This window comes from Komagataeibacter sucrofermentans DSM 15973 (assembly GCF_040581405.1).
Classification (GTDB): domain Bacteria; phylum Pseudomonadota; class Alphaproteobacteria; order Acetobacterales; family Acetobacteraceae; genus Komagataeibacter; species Komagataeibacter sucrofermentans.
This window is the reverse complement of record NZ_CP137157.1, coordinates 791,879-807,410: the sequence shown is the minus strand read 5'-3', so window position 1 is coordinate 807,410 and position 15,532 is coordinate 791,879. Positions and strand designations below refer to the sequence as shown.

Below are 15,532 nucleotides of genomic sequence, written 5' to 3'. Positions count from 1 at the left end.
CGTCAGGTCCGGTAACGCGCGGAAATGGTGAGGAGCTGCTTGGACAGCTTGCCAAGATTGCTGGCCGAGACCTCGAGGTTGCGCGTGCCGCCCGATGTCTGCTGGCTGGCCTGGCGGATGCTCTGCAGCGCGGTCATGACCTGCTCGATGCCGATCTGCTGCTGGTTGGTTGACGCCACGATCTGCTGGAAGGCATTCACGCCCTCCTGGATGCCGCCGGTCATGCGCTCGATGGTGCGGTAGGCGATGTCGGTGCGTTCCTTGCCCGCCGAGACGCGCTTGACCGCCTCCTCCGTCAGCATGACCGAGGTGTTGATGCCACGCTGGATGTCGCCCAATATGGCGCGCACGTTCTGGGTGGCGTCGCGCGACTGGTCGGCGAGGATCTTCATCTCGGCGGCCACCACGGCAAACGAGCGGCCATGCTCGCCTGCCGCCGCCGCCTCGATCGCGGCGTTGAGGGCAAGCAGGTGCGAACGCTCCGACAGGTCATTGACCGAGGCAATGATCTCGCTGATCGCCTCGGTGCGCTCGGACAGGGCCACGATGTTCGAGGCCACGGCCTCGGCGCCATCATGGGTGTGGGCCATGGCGCGGGCGGTTTCCTCCACCGCTTCAAGCCCGCTGGCCGAACTATGCACGATCACCTCCGCTGATGAAATCACCTCACGCGCGCGCTTGCTGATCTGGGCACCCGAATGGGTAATCTCGTCCACCGTGGCCGCCGTTTCCTGCACGGCGGCAAACTGCTCTTCAACACTTGCGGCCTGCTGCTGGGTGGAGGCGCGGATCTCGGCCACCGCCGCATCGAGGTTCTGCGTTACCTCGCCGCTCTGGCGGGCGATCTCGCGCAGGCCATCGATCATGCGGTTCAGGCCTGCTGCAAGGCGGGCCACTTCATCGCGCTCCTCGCCCATGCCGCCCACCTTGGCCCGCGTGGCAAGGTCGCCCTGCCCCACGCGTTCCATCACATGCATGATCGACGAGATCGGCTCCATGATCGAGCGCCGCGTCCAGAAGGTCACGATCAGCGCCACCACCACGGCGAGCACCATGCCAATGGCCAGCGAGCGGCGGCTGTAGTCATAGGAGGCGGCACCCTGGGTTTCGGCCACCTGCACCCCGTGGTCGAGCAGCGAGGCGGCGCGGCCCACGAGCAGGTCGATCGACTGTTCGCGGCTGTCTATGCGCGAGGCCTGCTCACGCACGCTGGGGTCATTGCCCGCGCGGATGGCCTGGAACAGAAGCCCGGCACCTCGCGTATCCATCTGGAACTGGCTGGAAATGTCACGCAACTGGCTGGCAACGGTATTGAACATCTCGCGCTGGTCGTTGCTGCGCGCAAGGCGCCCGCCCTCCTCAGCACGGGAGAGCACGCCTGCGAGCAGGCTGTCAGCCTCGCGGGCCTTTTCATCCCAGCTGGCAATGGCGTCTTCGAGCACGGCGGGGGCAGTCTCGAAATCATGGGCGTAGTAATGCGCCAGGATGGCGAGCCTGCGGGCGACGAGGTCGTTCTCATTGGCGCGGATATGGGTCAGCTCACGATAGACCGACAGGTCGCGCGTGACGATGATGGTCATCTCGTCGCGCACGTCGCGGATCTGCCCCAGCGCATAGATGCCCAGCGAAACCATGAGCAGGACACCGACCATGAAACCGAACAGCAGGCGATTGGCGATAGTCACGGGACTTCACACTCCGACATAACGGGAAGAAAACAGGCGCGCGGGATCAATGACCGTCATGCTGCGCCCATCGGCCAGCCTGGCCTGCGGAAAGCCCGAGGGCGTAAGCGCGATAGGCGTTGCGGTAATGTCCACCGTGCCCCCCGCCCCGCTGGCCAGCAGGGCGATGCGCCCGAGCGGAATGCTCGAGACCGAGCGCAGCAGCAGCATGACACCGGGCTGCGCCAGCGCAGCGCCACCCAGCAGCACCGACAGGTCGAACACGGTATAAAGATCACCCTGATAGCCATGCACGCCGCGCACGCCGGGCGGGCAGTCGGGCCTGCGCGGCATGTCGCTCCACACCGGGTCGGTCACGCGCAGCACGGCATGCAGGTCCACCCCGCAGCACTGGCCTGCCAGATCCAGCATGACCAGCGGGCGCGCGGGGACCGCGGGGCCTTCGGTATTGGCGCGGGCGGCCATGATGCGCGCCCGGTCGGCCAGCACGCGCCGCGCAAAGGCCTCGCGCCCTGCCACGGGGGAAACGGCGATGGGAGGGCTGGCAAAACGCGCCATCAGGAGGGCACCCGCTGCGCGCGGGCCAAGGCTACGGGGGCGCGGGGCGACTCATCAAGCTGGCGCACCAGCCGCAGCAGGCCGCCTGCGGTCAGGCCATCGCCATCAGGCAGGGGGGCATCGGGCGGGCAGCGGCTGGCGAGTTCGGTCATCTGCGCGCGGATGCGGGCGGCCTGCGCGTGGCCGCCCGCATCTTCAAGCAGGCGGGCAAGGTAGCAGCGCGCCATGACGTGGTCGCGGCACAGATAGATGACCCGGCGGAACGATTCCTCGGCCTGCAGCAGGTTCCCATTCCCCCATGCCAGCACGGCGAACAGGAAATGGATGCGCACGTCAACCGGATGCCGGGCCAGATGGTCGCGGCACATCTGTATGGCGCGCACCACGTGCCCCCCATCGGCCACGCGGCGGATCGCGGCGGCGATGGGCGTGCTATCGGGCAACGCCACTGGCACTGCCGCACGCGGCACATGGCGCGCGGGTTGCGGTTGTGCCGCGACGGGCGCAGCCTGCACGCCCCCCGGCAAGGGCGCGCGGAAAGCCAGCGTGCCGGGCAGGCGCACGGTCTCGAGAAACGGCCTGAAATCGGAAACCGGTTCCGAATGCCCCAGCAGCAGCCACCCCTCGGGCACAAGCCGCCCCGCCATGGCGTGAACCAGCCCCACCGCCTGCGCCTGCGCGAAATAGATCAGCACGTTGCGGCACAGGATCAGGTCAAACGGACCTGCGGGGCCACCATCGGGGCGCAGCAGGTCAAGGATGTTGCTGTAGCGGAAGGTGACCATGCGCCGGTACCCCTCATGCAGCCGCCACAGGCGCGCGCTGACCGGGGTGAACCATTCCGCGCGCTGCGTGGGGGCAATGTCACGCAGGCTCCACGCGCTGAACGCGGCCTCGCGCGCCTGATCGAGGGCGCGGGTGCTGATGTCGGTGCCCAGGATGTCGATCCGCCAGTCAGCCAGTTTCTCGGCCGCCTCTTCAAGCAGGCGCGTCAGCACGATGGCGATGGAGTAAGGCTCGGCCCCGTTGGCGCAGCCCACGCTCCAGATCCGCAGATGACGCGTTGCCTGCGCCTTGCGAATCAGCCGGGGCAGGATGGTCCGCTCAAGGGCCGCGAACTGCTCGGCATAGCGGAAGAAGAAGGTCTCCCCGATGGTGATGACCGATTCCAGCTCGCGCCATTCCGCATCGCCGCGCTCCGCATCCGCCAGCAGGGCCAGGTAGTCATGGCAGGTAAGGCAGCCATGCAGGCGCATGCGCGCGCCCACCACCTCTTCAAGCAGGTCGGCCTTGTCGACATAATAATGCAGGCCGGTGCGCCGGGTCACGGCATTGACCAGCCTGCGAAAGCCTACGGGCGGAAAAGCGACCGATCCGCTCACGGCGCGCCATCCATTGCTGTAGTGGCATCGGGGTCCGTCTGCGCCCACAGCGCCGCGCGCGCACGGGTGCGCTCGAGCAGGCTGTCGAGCCGCATGCGTTCATCATCATCCAGGATGTCGGTCATGCGCAACATGAAGGCAATGCTGCCATCCCCCAGTTCAAGTTCCTGCCCCGCACCCTCGGCTTCCCCGGTCCCTGCGTCAACCATGGCAGGGCTGCCCTTTTGCGGGCGCATGACATCAAGGGCCGCATCAACCAGCAGCGCGACACAGCCGCCACCGGGCTGGTTGCACAAAAGCAGCGGGCGGTACAGCAGATCGAGCGGCGCGCGCACGGCCTGGGCGCGCACGCCAAGCAGCACGCCAAGGTCAAGCACCGCCACCATCTCCGCCCCAAGGTGGAACCAGCCTGAAACATGTGCCACCACCACCATGGGCGTGCGCAGGGCGGGCACGGGCATGCACTCGCGCACCACCAGCCCTGCGGGCAGGCCGTACTGCCGCTCTCCCACCCGAAACACCATGACCGGCGGGGCATCGGGGCGGGCTGCCCCCCGTGCTGCGGCCTGCTGTGGGCTGGCGTGATCCATTGCTCCGGCGACCTTCGCTGTTTGCCATATGCACAAGGCAGAAGTTTGCATTTAATACAAGCCATCGCTACCTCGGGCAGGAATGCATTTCCTACAATCCGGGGAAGCCGCCCCATGCCGGAGTCTTGTTTTGATGGACAGTTCCTTTTCCAACCGTTCCCAGGACCGCACGCTGCCACCTGACGCAGCCCCCCCCGGCGGGCTGAACATGTCGCGCATCACGAAAGTTGGCGTGTGGGCAGTGTTCTATTTTGCGTTCTACCTCGTGCAGCAGATTTCCGAGCTGGTGGCGCCGCTGGTGCTGGTGCTGGGCATTGGCTGGAGCGCGCTGCCGCATGTGATCGGCATCGTCAACGGGGCGGCGGGCAGCGACCCGCAGGCCCGCGACATGATTGCCCATGTGGCCCACTCCATTCCCGATCATCTTGAGGTGGGCTCGCATTTTCTCACGCCGTCCTCGCTGGTGTTTGACGGGCTGATGCTCATGGCGCTGGCGGCATTATGCGCCACGCTGTCCACCATCGCCGCGCGCACCATGTAAATAAACGGACGGACCCGCCCTATGTTCCGCCTGCATGATGTCAGCTACGCCTATGGTGGCAGCCAGACCGGCGTGGCCGCGCTGTCGCATGTCAGCCTCGACGTGGCGCAGGGCGAATTCCGCTGGCTGCTGGGGCCGTCAGGCGCGGGCAAGTCGTCGCTGCTGTCCATCCTGTCGCTGGAAGTGCAGGCCAGTTCGGGCATGGTCGAGATTCTGGGCGTGCCGGTCAGGCAGACGCGGCGGGCGGGGCTGGCGCGGCTGCGGCGGCGCATCGGGGCGGTGAAACAGGATTTTGGCCTGCTGCCCGACATGAGCGTGTTCGACAACGTGGCCCTGCCGCTGCGCCTGCAGCACCGGGCAGAGGCCGAAATTGCGCATGAGGTGCACGCCATCATGAAATGGGTGGGGCTGGAAAACCGGCTCGAGGCCCTGCCACCGCAGCTTTCGGGCGGTGAGCAGCAGCGCGTGGCCATTGCGCGCGCCGTGATCTACCGCCCCGCCCTGCTGGTGGCCGATGAACCGACCAATGCGCTTGACGAACGCCAGGCCGGCCGCCTGATGCGCATGTTCCACCGCCTGGCAGAACTGGGCACGACCATTGTGGTCGCCACCCATAACGATGCCATCGTGGCGAAATACCCCGCCCCCACCATCGAACTGCTCCACGGCCATCTCGTGCGGGATCACGGCTGATGGCCCGCCAGCGCTATCATGACGGGCTGGCCCTGCGGCAGGCGCTACCGGGGCGGTTCCTGCCGTTCCTTGTGGGCAGCATGGCGTTTCTTGCCGCGCTCGCGCTGGCAGGCGGCATTGCGGCGCACAGCCTCTCGCAACGCTGGACGCATGGGGCGGGCGCCGTAACCACCGTGCAGGTGCCCAGCCCCACCGACCCCGCCACGGCCACAGCCGCCATGGGCCAGATGCCCGCAACCCGCATCGACGCGGTGCTGGCCACCCTCGCCGCCACCCCCGGCATTACCGACACCCATCGCCTGAGCGATGCCGAACTGCGCGCGCTGCTCGCCCCGTGGATCGAGCAGACCGGCGACCCCAGCCTGCCCCTGCCCGCCGTGATCGAACTGCACACAGTCCCGGGGCAGGACGTGGCGGCAGGCGTATTGCCCCGGCTGCAGGCGCAGGCGCCGGGCGTGCTGATGGAGCATGACAGCGTATGGAGCGACCGGCTGGCGGCGCTGGCGGGCAGCCTGCAGGCCTGCGCGGGGCTGGCGGTGCTGGTGGTGATGACGGTGGCGGTGTGCGTGGTCATGGCCGCGACGCGGGCGGGGCTGCTCACGCGGCGGCAGGCCATCGGGCTGATCCATGCGCTCGGGGCGACCGATAGCTACATCTCGGGTCGCTTCGCCACGCGCGTGGGGCTGCTGGCGCTGTGGGGCGGGGTGTGCGGCAGCGTGCTGGCGCTGCCCATGCTGCTGGCCCTGTCGCGCCTTGCCGCCCCCTTTACCGCCATGAGCGATGCCCCGGCCGCCATGCCTGACTGGCACGACCTGCATGCATGGACAGCCATGCTGCCCCCCGCCCTGCTGTGGATGCTCGTGATCGTGCCGCCCGCAGCCGGGCTGACCGGCTGGGCCACCACGCAGCTGACCGTGCGGGCCTGGCTGCGCCGCCTGCCATGACGCGCCTGCGCCGCCTGCTGCTACCGGGCCTGCTGGGCCTTGTCACGTGGGGTGCGGGGCTGGGCTGGTTCATCAATGATGCCTGCCGCCCGCCTGCCGTGCCCCCGCATGCCGACGGCATCGTGGCGCTGACCGGCGGGCAGGGCCGGATCGAGCAGTCGCTTCAGTTACTGGCGCACGGTTATGGCGACCGGTTGCTGATTTCGGGCGTGGACCGGCATGCAACGCTGGGCGATTTCCTGCGCCACCAGCCGCCGCCCGTGCCCCTGACGCTGTGGACCCATACGACACTGGGCCACCGCGCCGCCTCCACGCTGGGCAATGCGGATGAAACCGCCACCTGGGTGCATGAATACGGCATGAAGAGCGTGATCGTGGTGACCGCTGGCTACCATATCCGCCGCGCCATGCTCGAGATCGCGCGCACCGTGCCCGGCGTGCGCCTGTATGGCTACCCCATCCGCTCGCCTGCCCTGCGCCAGCCGCTGCACCCCGGCACGATCCGGCTCATGGTGGTGGAATATGACAAATGGCTGCTCGCCTGCCTTGATGTCGCCCGCCTGACCCGCCCGCTGCATGGCCTGCTCAACCATGCCGACACGCGCCCTGCCGCGCCCATGGGGTGAGCGGGCGGCTTGTCGCCCACGGCGTTTTCTGGTGTTAGGATAGCGCTGAACCACCCCGATGGACCTGTTAGCCCCATGACCGTACTGCGCGCCTTCGTGTTCAACCTGTATTTTATCGTGCTGACCCTTGTGATGGGGATCGCGGCCTTCGCCATCCGGCTGTTCGGCAAAAAATACGCGCTGGCCTATGCCAAGCTGTGGACCGGGCTGACCCTGCGCGGGCTGGAACGCATCTGCCGCATCGACATACAGGTAAGCGGGCTGGAGCACCTGCCGCCCGGCCCGTGCCTGCTGGCATGCCAGCACCAGTCGATGTTCGACACGCTGGCATGGATGAACATCGTGCCCCTGCCCACCTATGTCATGAAACGCGAGCTTGAGCGCATCCCGCTGGTTGGCCCCATGCTGCGCCTGACCGGCATGATTGGCGTGGACCGCGATGGGGGCGCCAAAGCGCTGCGCGCCCTGCTGGCCGAGGCCGACAGGGCGGCCAAGGAAGGGCGGCAGATCATCATCTTCCCCGAAGGCACGCGCACCGCGCCCGGCGCGCCGATCAGGCTGCAACCGGGCATTGCCGCCCTTTCAGCCCATACCGGCCTGCCGGTCATTCCGGTCGCGACCGATGCGGGGCTGCACTGGGGGCCAAAGGCGCTGGTCAAGACGCCAGGCACCATTCACATCGTGGTGGGCAGGCCCCTGCCCGCGGGGCTGAAGCGCGCGCAGCTTCTGCCCGCCATTGGCGACGCGTGGCATGAATTATGCACGGGCAACGGCCTGCCCGTGCCGCAGGCTCCCGCCGCCGCAAGGCAACCTGCGGGCGCATGACACACGCGCGTCATCCCTGCCCGCGCCACGACATCACGTGCGGTTATGGCGATGGAGGGTGCACGCACGCGTAACTGCGCGCCAACTGGATTGCAGATAGCTGCCCGTGCCGGTCCTCCGCCCCGCCCGCACGGCGGAATGCGCGGCGGCATATCGGGGCGGCAGAGAAAGAACCGCTGCCCGTCAGTCCGCCGTGGGGGGATGACCTTCAAGCTGGTCCTGCAGCGTTTTCACCTGCTGGCGCAGGTCCATGATTTCCTGCAGCAGGTTCTCCACCGTGCGGTTGCCCGCGCGCTCAACGGCGTAAAGCGAGGTGAACAGCGACATGGCCTGCCGCACCACGGCGGCCTGCTCGTGCCCGAGCGCCTCAAGCCCGTCACCCGCCGCATCCGGGGCCTGGCGGTCCATGAATTCGCCCATCATGCGCTCAAGGTAGTCAGATACCTCGCCCTGCCGGCTATCGCCATAACAGCGGATAAGCTGGCGCAGGAAGGCGACCGGCAGCATGGCGCGGCCGCGCGTTTCCTCCTCAAGCATCACCTGGGCGAGCACGCCACGGGTAATGTCATCGCCGGTGCGGGCATCGAGAATGACAAAGGCACGGTCGAGCTTGACCATGTCCATCAGGTTCTCGAGCGTGATGTATGCCGACACTTCGGTATCGTACAGCCGCCGGTTGGCATATTTCTTGATAACGACGGGAGCAGAAGAGACCGACACATGCCTTCCTTTCACATGGCGCGGGAACCGGGCCGAGGGGCCACAGCGCCCCGCGCGGACGCCCTGAGCGTGAGGCGTGCCTTTTTCCTTTAGGGCATAACCCGCGCCCCGACCATGAGCCCTATCATTAAACCTTTACTTTCCACCCTGACAGAACGCCATATCCTGCCCCGCCGGTGGACCATGCGCAGGCTTTTTGCGCCCGTAAGGCCACACGCGCCCTGTCGGGTGCATTCATGACGTATTGTGTCAGAAGCTGTCCTTCTCTTTTCGCAACCGGCCCAGCGTCGCCACGTCGGGCGCGCGCAGGAAGGGATTGGTCGCACGCTCCACATCAAGCCTGACTGGCAGGGTGGACAGGCCACGCGCCCGCAGGGTGGCGACCTCGGCCGCGCGCGCCTGCACGGCGGGATTGTCCGGATCAACATGCAGGGCGAAACGCGCGTTTGACTGCGTATATTCATGCCCGCAGCACAGCAGCGTCTCACCGGGCAGGGCATTGATGCGGCGGAGCGAGGCGAACATGTCGGCCGGCGTGCCCTCGAACAGGCGCCCGCAGCCCATGCTGAACAGCGTATCGCCACAGAACAGCGCAGGCCCCGTGGGGAAATAATACGACACCTCGCCTGAGGTATGGCCCGGCGTGGCAATCACCTGCACCTGCTGCGTGCCAAACGGCACCACATCGCCATCGCGCACCGCGATATCGAGCGGTGGCAGGCGGTACGCATCCGCCGCCGCCCCCACGATCCGCGCGCCATAACGCTGGCGCAGGGCCTCGGCTGCGGCAATATGGTCGACATGGTGGTGGGTGAGGAAGATCATGTCCAGCCGCCCGCCCGCTTCATCGATGGCGCTGACAAGCGGCGCTTCCTCAGCGGGGTCGATCATGGCGGCGGGGCCTGACGGGCCATCATGCACGAACCAGGCGTAATTGTCCGACAGGATGGGAACCGCCTCGATCAAAAGCTTCCGTGTCATGAATCCCCCTTTCAGAAATACTGGCTGATGCCACCATAACGCGCCCTGTCCAGACCCGATCGGCGCGCCATGCGGCCACCCGTAACGCCATGGGCATGGTGCGCGGGCTTATCGCCTGTTAGTGTAACACCCATGGGCGCCAACATGCACACCGCCGCAAGCTTTTATGCTTCCCGCCGGGGCCAGATGGCCGCCCGGCTGCTCGGGCAGCGCATGGCCGGATTCTGGCCGGAGGGGGCGCGTGGCCACATGCTCGGGCTTGGCTACGCCCTGCCCTTCCTGCCGCTATGGGACCGGGCCGGGCAGCCCTGCTTCTCGGCAAGGCTCGACACGCCCGTCACGCGTGAGGGCGGCCCGTGGCAGGGCCGCGACTGCGTGGTGCGTGGCGACAGCCTGCCCTTCGATGACCTGAAATTCGACCGCATCCTCATGATCCACGCGCTTGAAACCAGCGAGGACAAGAACACCCTGCTGCGCCAGGTCTGGAAAATTCTCAAGGATGATGGCGTGCTGCTGCTCATTGTGCCCAACCGGGCCGGGCTGTGGGCGCACGCTGACAATTCACCCTTCGGGCAGGGCACGCCCTTTTCGCGCCGCCAGATCGACCGCTGGCTGGCCAATGCCTGCTTCCGCGCCGAGCGCCATGAAGATGCCCTGTACATTCCCCCCGCCGGTCCCTGCCCCGCAGGCCCCGCCACCATGGCGGAATGGACAGGGCGGACCCTTTTCCCCCGGCTCGGCGGCGTATGCATGATCGAGGCGGTGAAAGACATTTACGCCGGCGTGCCCACCCGCCCGGCCACGATCATGCCCGCAGGGCTGCGGCTGCGGCCCGCGCGGCTGTTTTCGCGCAGCCTCACCCATCGCCAGCGGGATGGAAACGCGCAGGATACTTGACCAATTTTGCGGGAATCTCCATGAACATTGTCCCATGTCGCTAATTCAATCCCTCAAGCTTGTCCTTGCCCCGCCGCACCCGGCTGCGCGCCCCTTCCTGCTCGCCTCTGGCGCGGGCGCCGGGATCGGGCGGCTGCTGCCGTGGCGGGCGACAAAGCTGCTTGGTACGGCCAGTGGCCTGTTCTTCGGCTTCTGCCTGTATTTCTTCCGTGACCCCGAGCGCGTCACCCCGGCCGAAGCCAACGTGGCCGTGGCCCCGGCGGACGGGCATATCGTCTCGATCGAGAAAGTGGCTCCGCCGCCGGAACTCGATATGGGCAATGCCCCGGTCTGGCGTATCGCCACGTTCCTGTCGGTGCTCGACGTGCATGTGAACCGCATGCCCATCGCGGGCACGGTCACGCGCGTGTCGTACCATGCGGGGCAGTTCCTCAACGCCAGCCTCGACAAGGCCTCCGAACTCAATGAGCGCAACGCCCTGCGGCTCACGCTCAAGGACGGGCGGCAGCTTGCCGTGGTGCAGATTGCAGGCCTGATCGCGCGCCGCATCCTGTGCGATGCCGAAGAAGGCATGCAGTATGAGGCCGGCGAGCGCTTCGGCCTGATCCGCTTCGGTTCACGCACCGATCTATACCTGCCCGCTGACGTGGCCCCGCTTGTCGAGGTCGGGCAGACCATGATCGGCGGCGAAACCGTGATGGCACGGCTCTAAGCGGTTATGGCAGTTCCTCCCCCCGCCGACCGGTCACGCCGCATCCGCAGGCTGAAAAAACGCCAGCGCCCCCGCGTGCGGGGCCTGTCGTTCAACCGGATGATCCCCAACCTGATGACCATGCTCGGCCTGTGCGCGGGCCTGACGGGCATGCGATTCGGGCTGGAGGGACGCTTTGGCGGCGCGGCCACGGCCCTCCTCATTGCCGCGTGCATCGACGGGCTTGACGGTCGCATCGCGCGGCTGCTGCGCGGCACCAGCCGCTTTGGCGCGGAGTTCGACAGCCTGTCCGACTTCCTGTGCTTTGGGGTGGCCCCCGCCTTTGTGCTGTACCTGTGGGCGCTGCATGAAGGCGGGCGGTTTGGCTACATTCCGTGCATCATGTTCACGGTATGCATGGCGCTGCGGCTGGCACGCTTCAACGCCAGCCTTGATGATGACGCCAACCAGCCCAAATACGCCGCCAATTTCTTTACCGGCGTGCCGGCACCTGCCGGTGCGGGGCTGGCGCTGTTTCCGCTCTTTTTGGGGCTGGAGGCGCAGCGCCTGCACCTGACCTGGCTGTATGACTTCACCCGCGAGCCGCTCCTGCCCGCGCTGACGCTCAGCGGCACGGCCTTCCTGCTGGTGTCGACCCTGCCGGTCTGGTCGTTCAAGAACTTCAAGGTGCCTTCGCCGTTCATCCTGCCCACCATGCTGGGCACGGGGGCGTATGCCGCCATCATGATTGCCGAGCCATGGGGCGCGCTTGCGGCGGCAGGCGTGATCTATATCCTGCTCCTGCCCATCAGCAGGCGCAGCTTTCACCGCCTGCGGCGCGCGGCGGAAGATTTGCAGGAAAGTGACGAACCCGCGCCCCACAGCCCGGGCTAGAAAGGTTCCAGGGTGCCCCGTTTTTGAAAAACGGCGGCATCCAAAACCTTTTATTTTTATGTTTCCTTAATACTCGCCTGCCAGCGCACGAGGGAGGCGAGGATTTCATCTGGCGCAGGGGGGCATCCGGGCAGCGACACGCTGCTGCGCGCCCGCACGCCCACGCCACCAAATACGGCATAATTGCCGCCAAACAGCCCCCCATCCACCGCACAATCCCCGATCACGGCCAGCACGCGCGGGCCGGGCATGGCCTGCCACGCCAGTTCAACCACAGGCGCCATGCCTACTGTCAGACTGCCGGTCAGCAGCAGCATGCCCGCCTGCCGTGGGGTGGGCACGAAGCGGATGGGGTGATTGCCCGCCAGCAACGCCCGCGACAGGCTGGCCAGCTCAAGCGCGCAACCGGTGCAGCCACCGCTTTCGATATGAAAGATGTCCAGCGCCTCAAGCCGCGGCAACGGCGTGCCTTCGGGCCAGAACAGGTGCATCTGCGCCATTACAGATCCGCCCCGGCGGCTGACAGGCCCAGCGAGACCAGAATCAGCTCAACATCCTCATAAGCCGCGCCAGACAGGATCGCGGGCAATGCCTGCGCCAGCGCCAGCGACGGGTCGCCACACCACCAGGCGGCAACATGCCCTGCCTCCAGCCGCACCCAGTGCCAGACCGGACCTGCCGGGCCTTCGGCCCAGCCCAGACCTTCTCCCTTTCCTCTTTCAGCCTCCATCATGTGGGCTTCAGGCAGGGCTGCAAGCAGGGACAGGCTTTCCCCGATCTCGCTCAGGCGGGTATCAAGCCGGGCGGTCATATCACCCTGCCCCCTTTCCGCCCCCCGCGCGTTACAGCCCATGATGCCCCAGCAGGCAGCCGTTGCGGCGGACACCACGCCCTTGCCACGTGCCTGCGCCGCAAGGCCACGCGGCCGCCAGAACAGCCGGTGCAGGGCCGCATGCTGCGCCGCCAGCGAGGCAAGCTGCGCGTCATCCACACGTACTGGCAGGGCTTCTGCGGGCGGAATGACATCAAACAGCAGGCGTCGGCCGCACATATTTTTGCAGGCCTGCCGCACCTGCTCCAGCATGGTGGCGGCCAGGGTGGCGCTGCGTCCATCGCCCAGCATCGCGCTGACCTGCGCCAGCACATCCAGATGGGTGGCAATCCGTTCCACAGCGCCCAGCATCACGCCTGCCGCCACGGTCCGCGCGGGCATGGGGTTGCCAGTCGCGTTGTACAGGGCACGGGCAAAAGCCAGTTGGTGCGCCACGGTTGCGGTCGCATCAATCCGGGCCACAAGCCGCCCGGCCTGCTCTGGCGCAAGCCCCCGCAGCCGCGCGGCCAGCCCGCGATGCGCATAGCCCATGCAGGACTGCACCTCCACGATGCGCTCGCCCGGCAGGCCGAGCCGTAGATGGAATGGAGCACGGAAATCCCCTTCCGCCGGGCCATAACCCAGCACCGTGCCGCCTGCCTGCATCACCGTCGCGCTGTCGGTGAATTCCTGTCCCTCCGGCAGGCCGGGCGTGGGGGCGGGATGGGTCGCCAGAGGGGTTGCCACGGGCCATCGACCCTGATCCAGCCAGGGATCGCGCCTGCCGCCAATAGCCGGAATGCCCCACAAATCATGGATGATGCGCTCTGGTGCCCCCGCCCCCCCACACACGGGCGACAGGGCCGGATAGCCCCCGGGTGATACCACAACACTGGCAACCAGCGGTGTCTGGTCATGGCGAAACAGGGCATGCACCTGCACGCCATCAGCCCATAGCCCCAGCAGGGGCAAGTCCGCATCGGGCAACCCCGCGATCATGGCCTGCCACGCCTCACCTTCAAGCACAAAGCGCCCGGCGCAGGGCGTGGGGCTGCCTTGGCGGATAAGGGCTGCGACATCCGCGCTCATGCCAGCACCATCCCGCCACGCAGGGCCAGAGCCAGCACCATGCAGCCCAATACCAGCGCCAGACCTGCCCGCGCCCATGCAACCGGGGCCGACTCTGCCACGGCAGAAGGCGCGCTGGTGAACACAGGCCACAGGCAGGCTCCGGCCAGCAGGGCTACCTCCGGCATGGCCGCCATCTCGGCCAGCAGCACGAGGGCCAGCGCCACCCCCGGCAGAAAGGGCGGCCATAACAGGCGCAGAGCCACGACCCCGCGCCCGGCTCCACCGCCACAGGCCAGCGCCAGCAGACAGGCTGCAAGCGGCAGGCATGCCGTGGCGGGAGGCAACCCTGCGGCCAGCACGACCCAGCCCGACCAGCCCATGCCGCCTGAAAGGGCGCGAGGCCGGGGCCGTAGCGACCACAGCAGGCACACGCAGCCCAGAAAGGTCAGCGCGGCCCGAAGGGCTGGCCACACTATCGCCGCCTGCGCCAGCACCGGCATTGTGGCCAGCAGCGCCATCTGCCTGTCCGCCAGCGCCTGCTCGCGCACGCTGCCCGACAGCACGCCACAGGCCAGCAGCAACCCGCCCGCCAGCAGCACGGCACCGGCCTGCTCCTGCCGCGCGCCCCACCCGGCCTGCAGCACGAACAGCCCGCCCTGCGCCATGACCAGCCCGCCCAGCCCCACACGCAGCGCGCCCCAGTCGCCGTGCCTGCCACAAGCCAGATGCAGGCCAAGCCCCAGCCCGATGAACATGACCAGCAGGTCGCACCGCCCGCAGGCCAGGGCCAGCGTTGCATTGGCCGACAGGATGAAGGGCTCAAGCCCCGCCATGCGGCCTGCCGCCCGCACGGCAGTTCCCGGCATGAAAATACGCACGCACAGAGCCAGCGCCGGACAGGCCAGCATCAGCGCCTGCGCCAGAGTATGGGCGGGCTGGCAGCCAACGGCGCATAACCCTAAAAGCAGCATGGCCAGCAGGCCACGCAACGCCCTGGGGCTGCCGGTTGCCAGCAGGGCCATGACCGCAAGCACCATCCAGCCCGCCACCAGACTGATGAAAAGCGCAGGAGACATCATGGCGCTGCCCCAACGGAGCGGCGCGTGCGCAGCAGCACGAGGTTCAGGACTGCTGCCGCCACGAGCGTTTCCGTCATGACCAGCGGGCTATCGGCCAGCCCCGCCAGCAGCATCACGCCATCAAGCCCACATGCCAGCCCCGCGCACAGGGCGGCAGGCGCGCGGGCGATGCACGCCCCCCACACCCCGCACACAATGGCGGATAATCCCGCCAGCCCCATGAGCCGCGCCGTCATGCCACCGGGCATGCCGGGTACGATCACCTGCGCCAGCACCGCAACACAGGCCAGCCCACCCGCAAGGCGCAGGCCGCTGCGCTCACGCGGGCCTGTCTGGCCGTACAGCATCTGCAAACCCAGCAGCCCGACCAGCCCCGCCTGCACCACCGCCAAAAGGCAGGTTACCCCCACGCTGCCCTGCGCCCATTGCCACAGCCCCACGCATGCCGCAGCCAAGCCCGCATGCCAGGCAAGGCCGCCGCCCCGCCCCCCGGAGCCGGAAAGCGACAGGATCACCACCATGCCCAGCAACAGCACAAGCATGC

General features: G+C 67.5%; 19 protein-coding genes. 8 read left to right on the top strand and 11 right to left on the bottom strand.

Annotated elements, in window-relative coordinates:
* Positions 1 to 2 precede the first annotated feature (2 nt).
* Genes R5N89_RS03800 through R5N89_RS03785 form a run of 4 tightly spaced genes read right to left on the bottom strand, consistent with a single transcriptional unit; the run spans position 3 to position 4,215 of the window.
* Complete coding sequence (locus R5N89_RS03800; protein WP_110568900.1) at positions 3 to 1,685, bottom strand: methyl-accepting chemotaxis protein; 1,683 nt, start codon at positions 1,683 to 1,685, stop codon at positions 3 to 5.
* A 6-nt stretch (positions 1,686 to 1,691) separates the two neighbouring features.
* Complete coding sequence (locus tag R5N89_RS03795) at positions 1,692 to 2,243, bottom strand: chemotaxis protein CheW (RefSeq protein WP_110568901.1); 552 nt, start codon at positions 2,241 to 2,243, stop codon at positions 1,692 to 1,694.
* Entirely contained in the window at positions 2,243 to 3,625 is a 1,383-nt protein-coding gene (locus tag R5N89_RS03790; protein ID WP_110568902.1) for a protein-glutamate O-methyltransferase CheR, read from the bottom strand. Before R5N89_RS03790 ends, R5N89_RS03795 begins: the two co-directional genes overlap by 1 nt.
* Positions 3,622 to 4,215, bottom strand: coding sequence for a chemotaxis protein CheW (locus R5N89_RS03785; RefSeq protein ID WP_110568903.1), 594 nt, complete (start codon positions 4,213 to 4,215; stop codon positions 3,622 to 3,624). Before R5N89_RS03785 ends, R5N89_RS03790 begins: the two co-directional genes overlap by 4 nt.
* 133 nt (positions 4,216 to 4,348) lie before the next feature.
* Between R5N89_RS03785 and R5N89_RS03780 the strand changes: the two genes are divergently transcribed.
* The 5 genes from R5N89_RS03780 (at position 4,349) to R5N89_RS03760 (ending at position 7,844) form a co-directional block, all read left to right on the top strand.
* Positions 4,349 to 4,756, top strand: coding sequence for a hypothetical protein (locus tag R5N89_RS03780; RefSeq protein ID WP_110568904.1), 408 nt, complete (start codon positions 4,349 to 4,351; stop codon positions 4,754 to 4,756).
* Between the two features lie 21 nt (positions 4,757 to 4,777).
* Positions 4,778 to 5,449 (top strand): cell division ATP-binding protein FtsE, encoded by a 672-nt coding sequence (locus R5N89_RS03775; RefSeq protein ID WP_110568905.1) that lies wholly within the window; start codon positions 4,778 to 4,780, stop codon positions 5,447 to 5,449.
* Complete coding sequence (locus tag R5N89_RS03770) at positions 5,449 to 6,393, top strand: ABC transporter permease (protein ID WP_110568906.1); 945 nt, start codon at positions 5,449 to 5,451, stop codon at positions 6,391 to 6,393. Before R5N89_RS03775 ends, R5N89_RS03770 begins: the two co-directional genes overlap by 1 nt.
* The gene (locus R5N89_RS03765; protein WP_110568907.1) at positions 6,390 to 7,019 is read left to right on the top strand and encodes a YdcF family protein; all 630 of its coding nucleotides are present in this window, start codon (positions 6,390 to 6,392) and stop codon (positions 7,017 to 7,019) included. Before R5N89_RS03770 ends, R5N89_RS03765 begins: the two co-directional genes overlap by 4 nt.
* 75 nt (positions 7,020 to 7,094) lie before the next feature.
* On the top strand, positions 7,095 to 7,844 hold the full coding sequence (locus R5N89_RS03760; RefSeq protein ID WP_110568908.1) for a 1-acyl-sn-glycerol-3-phosphate acyltransferase: 750 nt from the start codon (positions 7,095 to 7,097) through the stop codon (positions 7,842 to 7,844).
* Between the two features lie 183 nt (positions 7,845 to 8,027).
* On the opposite strand, the gene phaR is transcribed toward R5N89_RS03760, so the two are convergent.
* From phaR to R5N89_RS03745, 3 genes are all read right to left on the bottom strand, one after another.
* Positions 8,028 to 8,564 (bottom strand): polyhydroxyalkanoate synthesis repressor PhaR, encoded by a 537-nt coding sequence (phaR, locus tag R5N89_RS03755; protein WP_244192151.1) that lies wholly within the window; start codon positions 8,562 to 8,564, stop codon positions 8,028 to 8,030.
* A 249-nt stretch (positions 8,565 to 8,813) separates the two neighbouring features.
* A complete protein-coding gene (gloB, locus tag R5N89_RS03750; protein WP_110568910.1) occupies positions 8,814 to 9,545 on the bottom strand; it encodes a hydroxyacylglutathione hydrolase in 732 nt (243 codons plus the stop codon).
* Between the two features lie 11 nt (positions 9,546 to 9,556).
* Positions 9,557 to 9,679, bottom strand: coding sequence for a hypothetical protein (locus R5N89_RS03745; protein WP_265001324.1), 123 nt, complete (start codon positions 9,677 to 9,679; stop codon positions 9,557 to 9,559).
* On the opposite strand from R5N89_RS03745, the gene R5N89_RS03740 reads away from it, so the two are divergent.
* Genes R5N89_RS03740 through R5N89_RS03730 form a run of 3 tightly spaced genes read left to right on the top strand, consistent with a single transcriptional unit; the run spans position 9,678 to position 12,027 of the window.
* Positions 9,678 to 10,442 carry a class I SAM-dependent methyltransferase gene (locus tag R5N89_RS03740; RefSeq protein ID WP_265001323.1) on the top strand — a complete coding sequence of 255 codons (765 nt, stop codon included), beginning with the start codon at positions 9,678 to 9,680 and terminating at the stop codon, positions 10,440 to 10,442. The two genes, R5N89_RS03745 and R5N89_RS03740, sit on opposite strands and share 2 nt — an antisense overlap.
* Before the next feature lie 34 nt (positions 10,443 to 10,476).
* Positions 10,477 to 11,154: a phosphatidylserine decarboxylase gene (locus R5N89_RS03735; RefSeq protein ID WP_110570275.1), complete on the top strand. Its 678-nt coding sequence runs from the start codon at positions 10,477 to 10,479 to the stop codon at positions 11,152 to 11,154.
* A gap of 6 nt (positions 11,155 to 11,160) precedes the next feature.
* Positions 11,161 to 12,027 (top strand): phosphatidylcholine/phosphatidylserine synthase, encoded by an 867-nt coding sequence (locus tag R5N89_RS03730; protein WP_354680696.1) that lies wholly within the window; start codon positions 11,161 to 11,163, stop codon positions 12,025 to 12,027.
* Between the two features lie 56 nt (positions 12,028 to 12,083).
* Here R5N89_RS03730 and R5N89_RS03725 read toward each other — a convergent pair whose 3' ends face one another.
* The 4 genes from R5N89_RS03725 to R5N89_RS03710 are packed head-to-tail and all read right to left on the bottom strand — an operon-like array spanning position 12,084 to position 15,530.
* The gene (locus R5N89_RS03725) at positions 12,084 to 12,527 is read right to left on the bottom strand and encodes an NADH-quinone oxidoreductase subunit B family protein (protein WP_110567334.1); all 444 of its coding nucleotides are present in this window, start codon (positions 12,525 to 12,527) and stop codon (positions 12,084 to 12,086) included.
* Positions 12,527 to 13,927: an NADH-quinone oxidoreductase gene (locus tag R5N89_RS03720; RefSeq protein WP_110567332.1), complete on the bottom strand. Its 1,401-nt coding sequence runs from the start codon at positions 13,925 to 13,927 to the stop codon at positions 12,527 to 12,529. Before R5N89_RS03720 ends, R5N89_RS03725 begins: the two co-directional genes overlap by 1 nt.
* The gene (locus R5N89_RS03715; protein ID WP_110567330.1) at positions 13,924 to 14,988 is read right to left on the bottom strand and encodes a hypothetical protein; all 1,065 of its coding nucleotides are present in this window, start codon (positions 14,986 to 14,988) and stop codon (positions 13,924 to 13,926) included. Before R5N89_RS03715 ends, R5N89_RS03720 begins: the two co-directional genes overlap by 4 nt.
* Positions 14,985 to 15,530 (bottom strand): hypothetical protein, encoded by a 546-nt coding sequence (locus tag R5N89_RS03710; protein WP_110567328.1) that lies wholly within the window; start codon positions 15,528 to 15,530, stop codon positions 14,985 to 14,987. The genes R5N89_RS03715 and R5N89_RS03710 overlap by 4 nt, the downstream gene beginning before the upstream one ends.
* Positions 15,531 to 15,532: the final 2 nt, after the last annotated feature.

Excerpts from the sequence above, each read along its gene's own strand:
- R5N89_RS03735 (WP_110570275.1), top strand. The coding sequence starts at position 10,477 with ATGTCGCTAATTCAATCCCTCAAGCTTGTCCTTGCCCCGCCGCACCCG.
- R5N89_RS03715 (WP_110567330.1), bottom strand. The coding sequence starts at position 14,988 with ATGATGTCTCCTGCGCTTTTCATCAGTCTGGTGGCGGGCTGGATGGTG.
- R5N89_RS03795 (WP_110568901.1), bottom strand. The coding sequence starts at position 2,243 with ATGGCGCGTTTTGCCAGCCCTCCCATCGCCGTTTCCCCCGTGGCAGGG.
- R5N89_RS03740 (WP_265001323.1), top strand. The coding sequence starts at position 9,678 with ATGGGCGCCAACATGCACACCGCCGCAAGCTTTTATGCTTCCCGCCGG.
- R5N89_RS03720 (WP_110567332.1), bottom strand. The coding sequence starts at position 13,927 with ATGAGCGCGGATGTCGCAGCCCTTATCCGCCAAGGCAGCCCCACGCCC.
- gloB (WP_110568910.1), bottom strand. The coding sequence starts at position 9,545 with ATGACACGGAAGCTTTTGATCGAGGCGGTTCCCATCCTGTCGGACAAT.
- R5N89_RS03760 (WP_110568908.1), top strand. The coding sequence starts at position 7,095 with ATGACCGTACTGCGCGCCTTCGTGTTCAACCTGTATTTTATCGTGCTG.
- R5N89_RS03765 (WP_110568907.1), top strand. The coding sequence starts at position 6,390 with ATGACGCGCCTGCGCCGCCTGCTGCTACCGGGCCTGCTGGGCCTTGTC.
- R5N89_RS03780 (WP_110568904.1), top strand. The coding sequence starts at position 4,349 with ATGGACAGTTCCTTTTCCAACCGTTCCCAGGACCGCACGCTGCCACCT.
- R5N89_RS03725 (WP_110567334.1), bottom strand. The coding sequence starts at position 12,527 with ATGGCGCAGATGCACCTGTTCTGGCCCGAAGGCACGCCGTTGCCGCGG.
- R5N89_RS03730 (WP_354680696.1), top strand. The coding sequence starts at position 11,161 with ATGGCAGTTCCTCCCCCCGCCGACCGGTCACGCCGCATCCGCAGGCTG.
- R5N89_RS03710 (WP_110567328.1), bottom strand. The coding sequence starts at position 15,530 with ATGCTTGTGCTGTTGCTGGGCATGGTGGTGATCCTGTCGCTTTCCGGC.
- R5N89_RS03775 (WP_110568905.1), top strand. The coding sequence starts at position 4,778 with ATGTTCCGCCTGCATGATGTCAGCTACGCCTATGGTGGCAGCCAGACC.
- R5N89_RS03745 (WP_265001324.1), bottom strand. The coding sequence starts at position 9,679 with ATGGGTGTTACACTAACAGGCGATAAGCCCGCGCACCATGCCCATGGC.
- R5N89_RS03770 (WP_110568906.1), top strand. The coding sequence starts at position 5,449 with ATGGCCCGCCAGCGCTATCATGACGGGCTGGCCCTGCGGCAGGCGCTA.
- R5N89_RS03785 (WP_110568903.1), bottom strand. The coding sequence starts at position 4,215 with ATGGATCACGCCAGCCCACAGCAGGCCGCAGCACGGGGGGCAGCCCGC.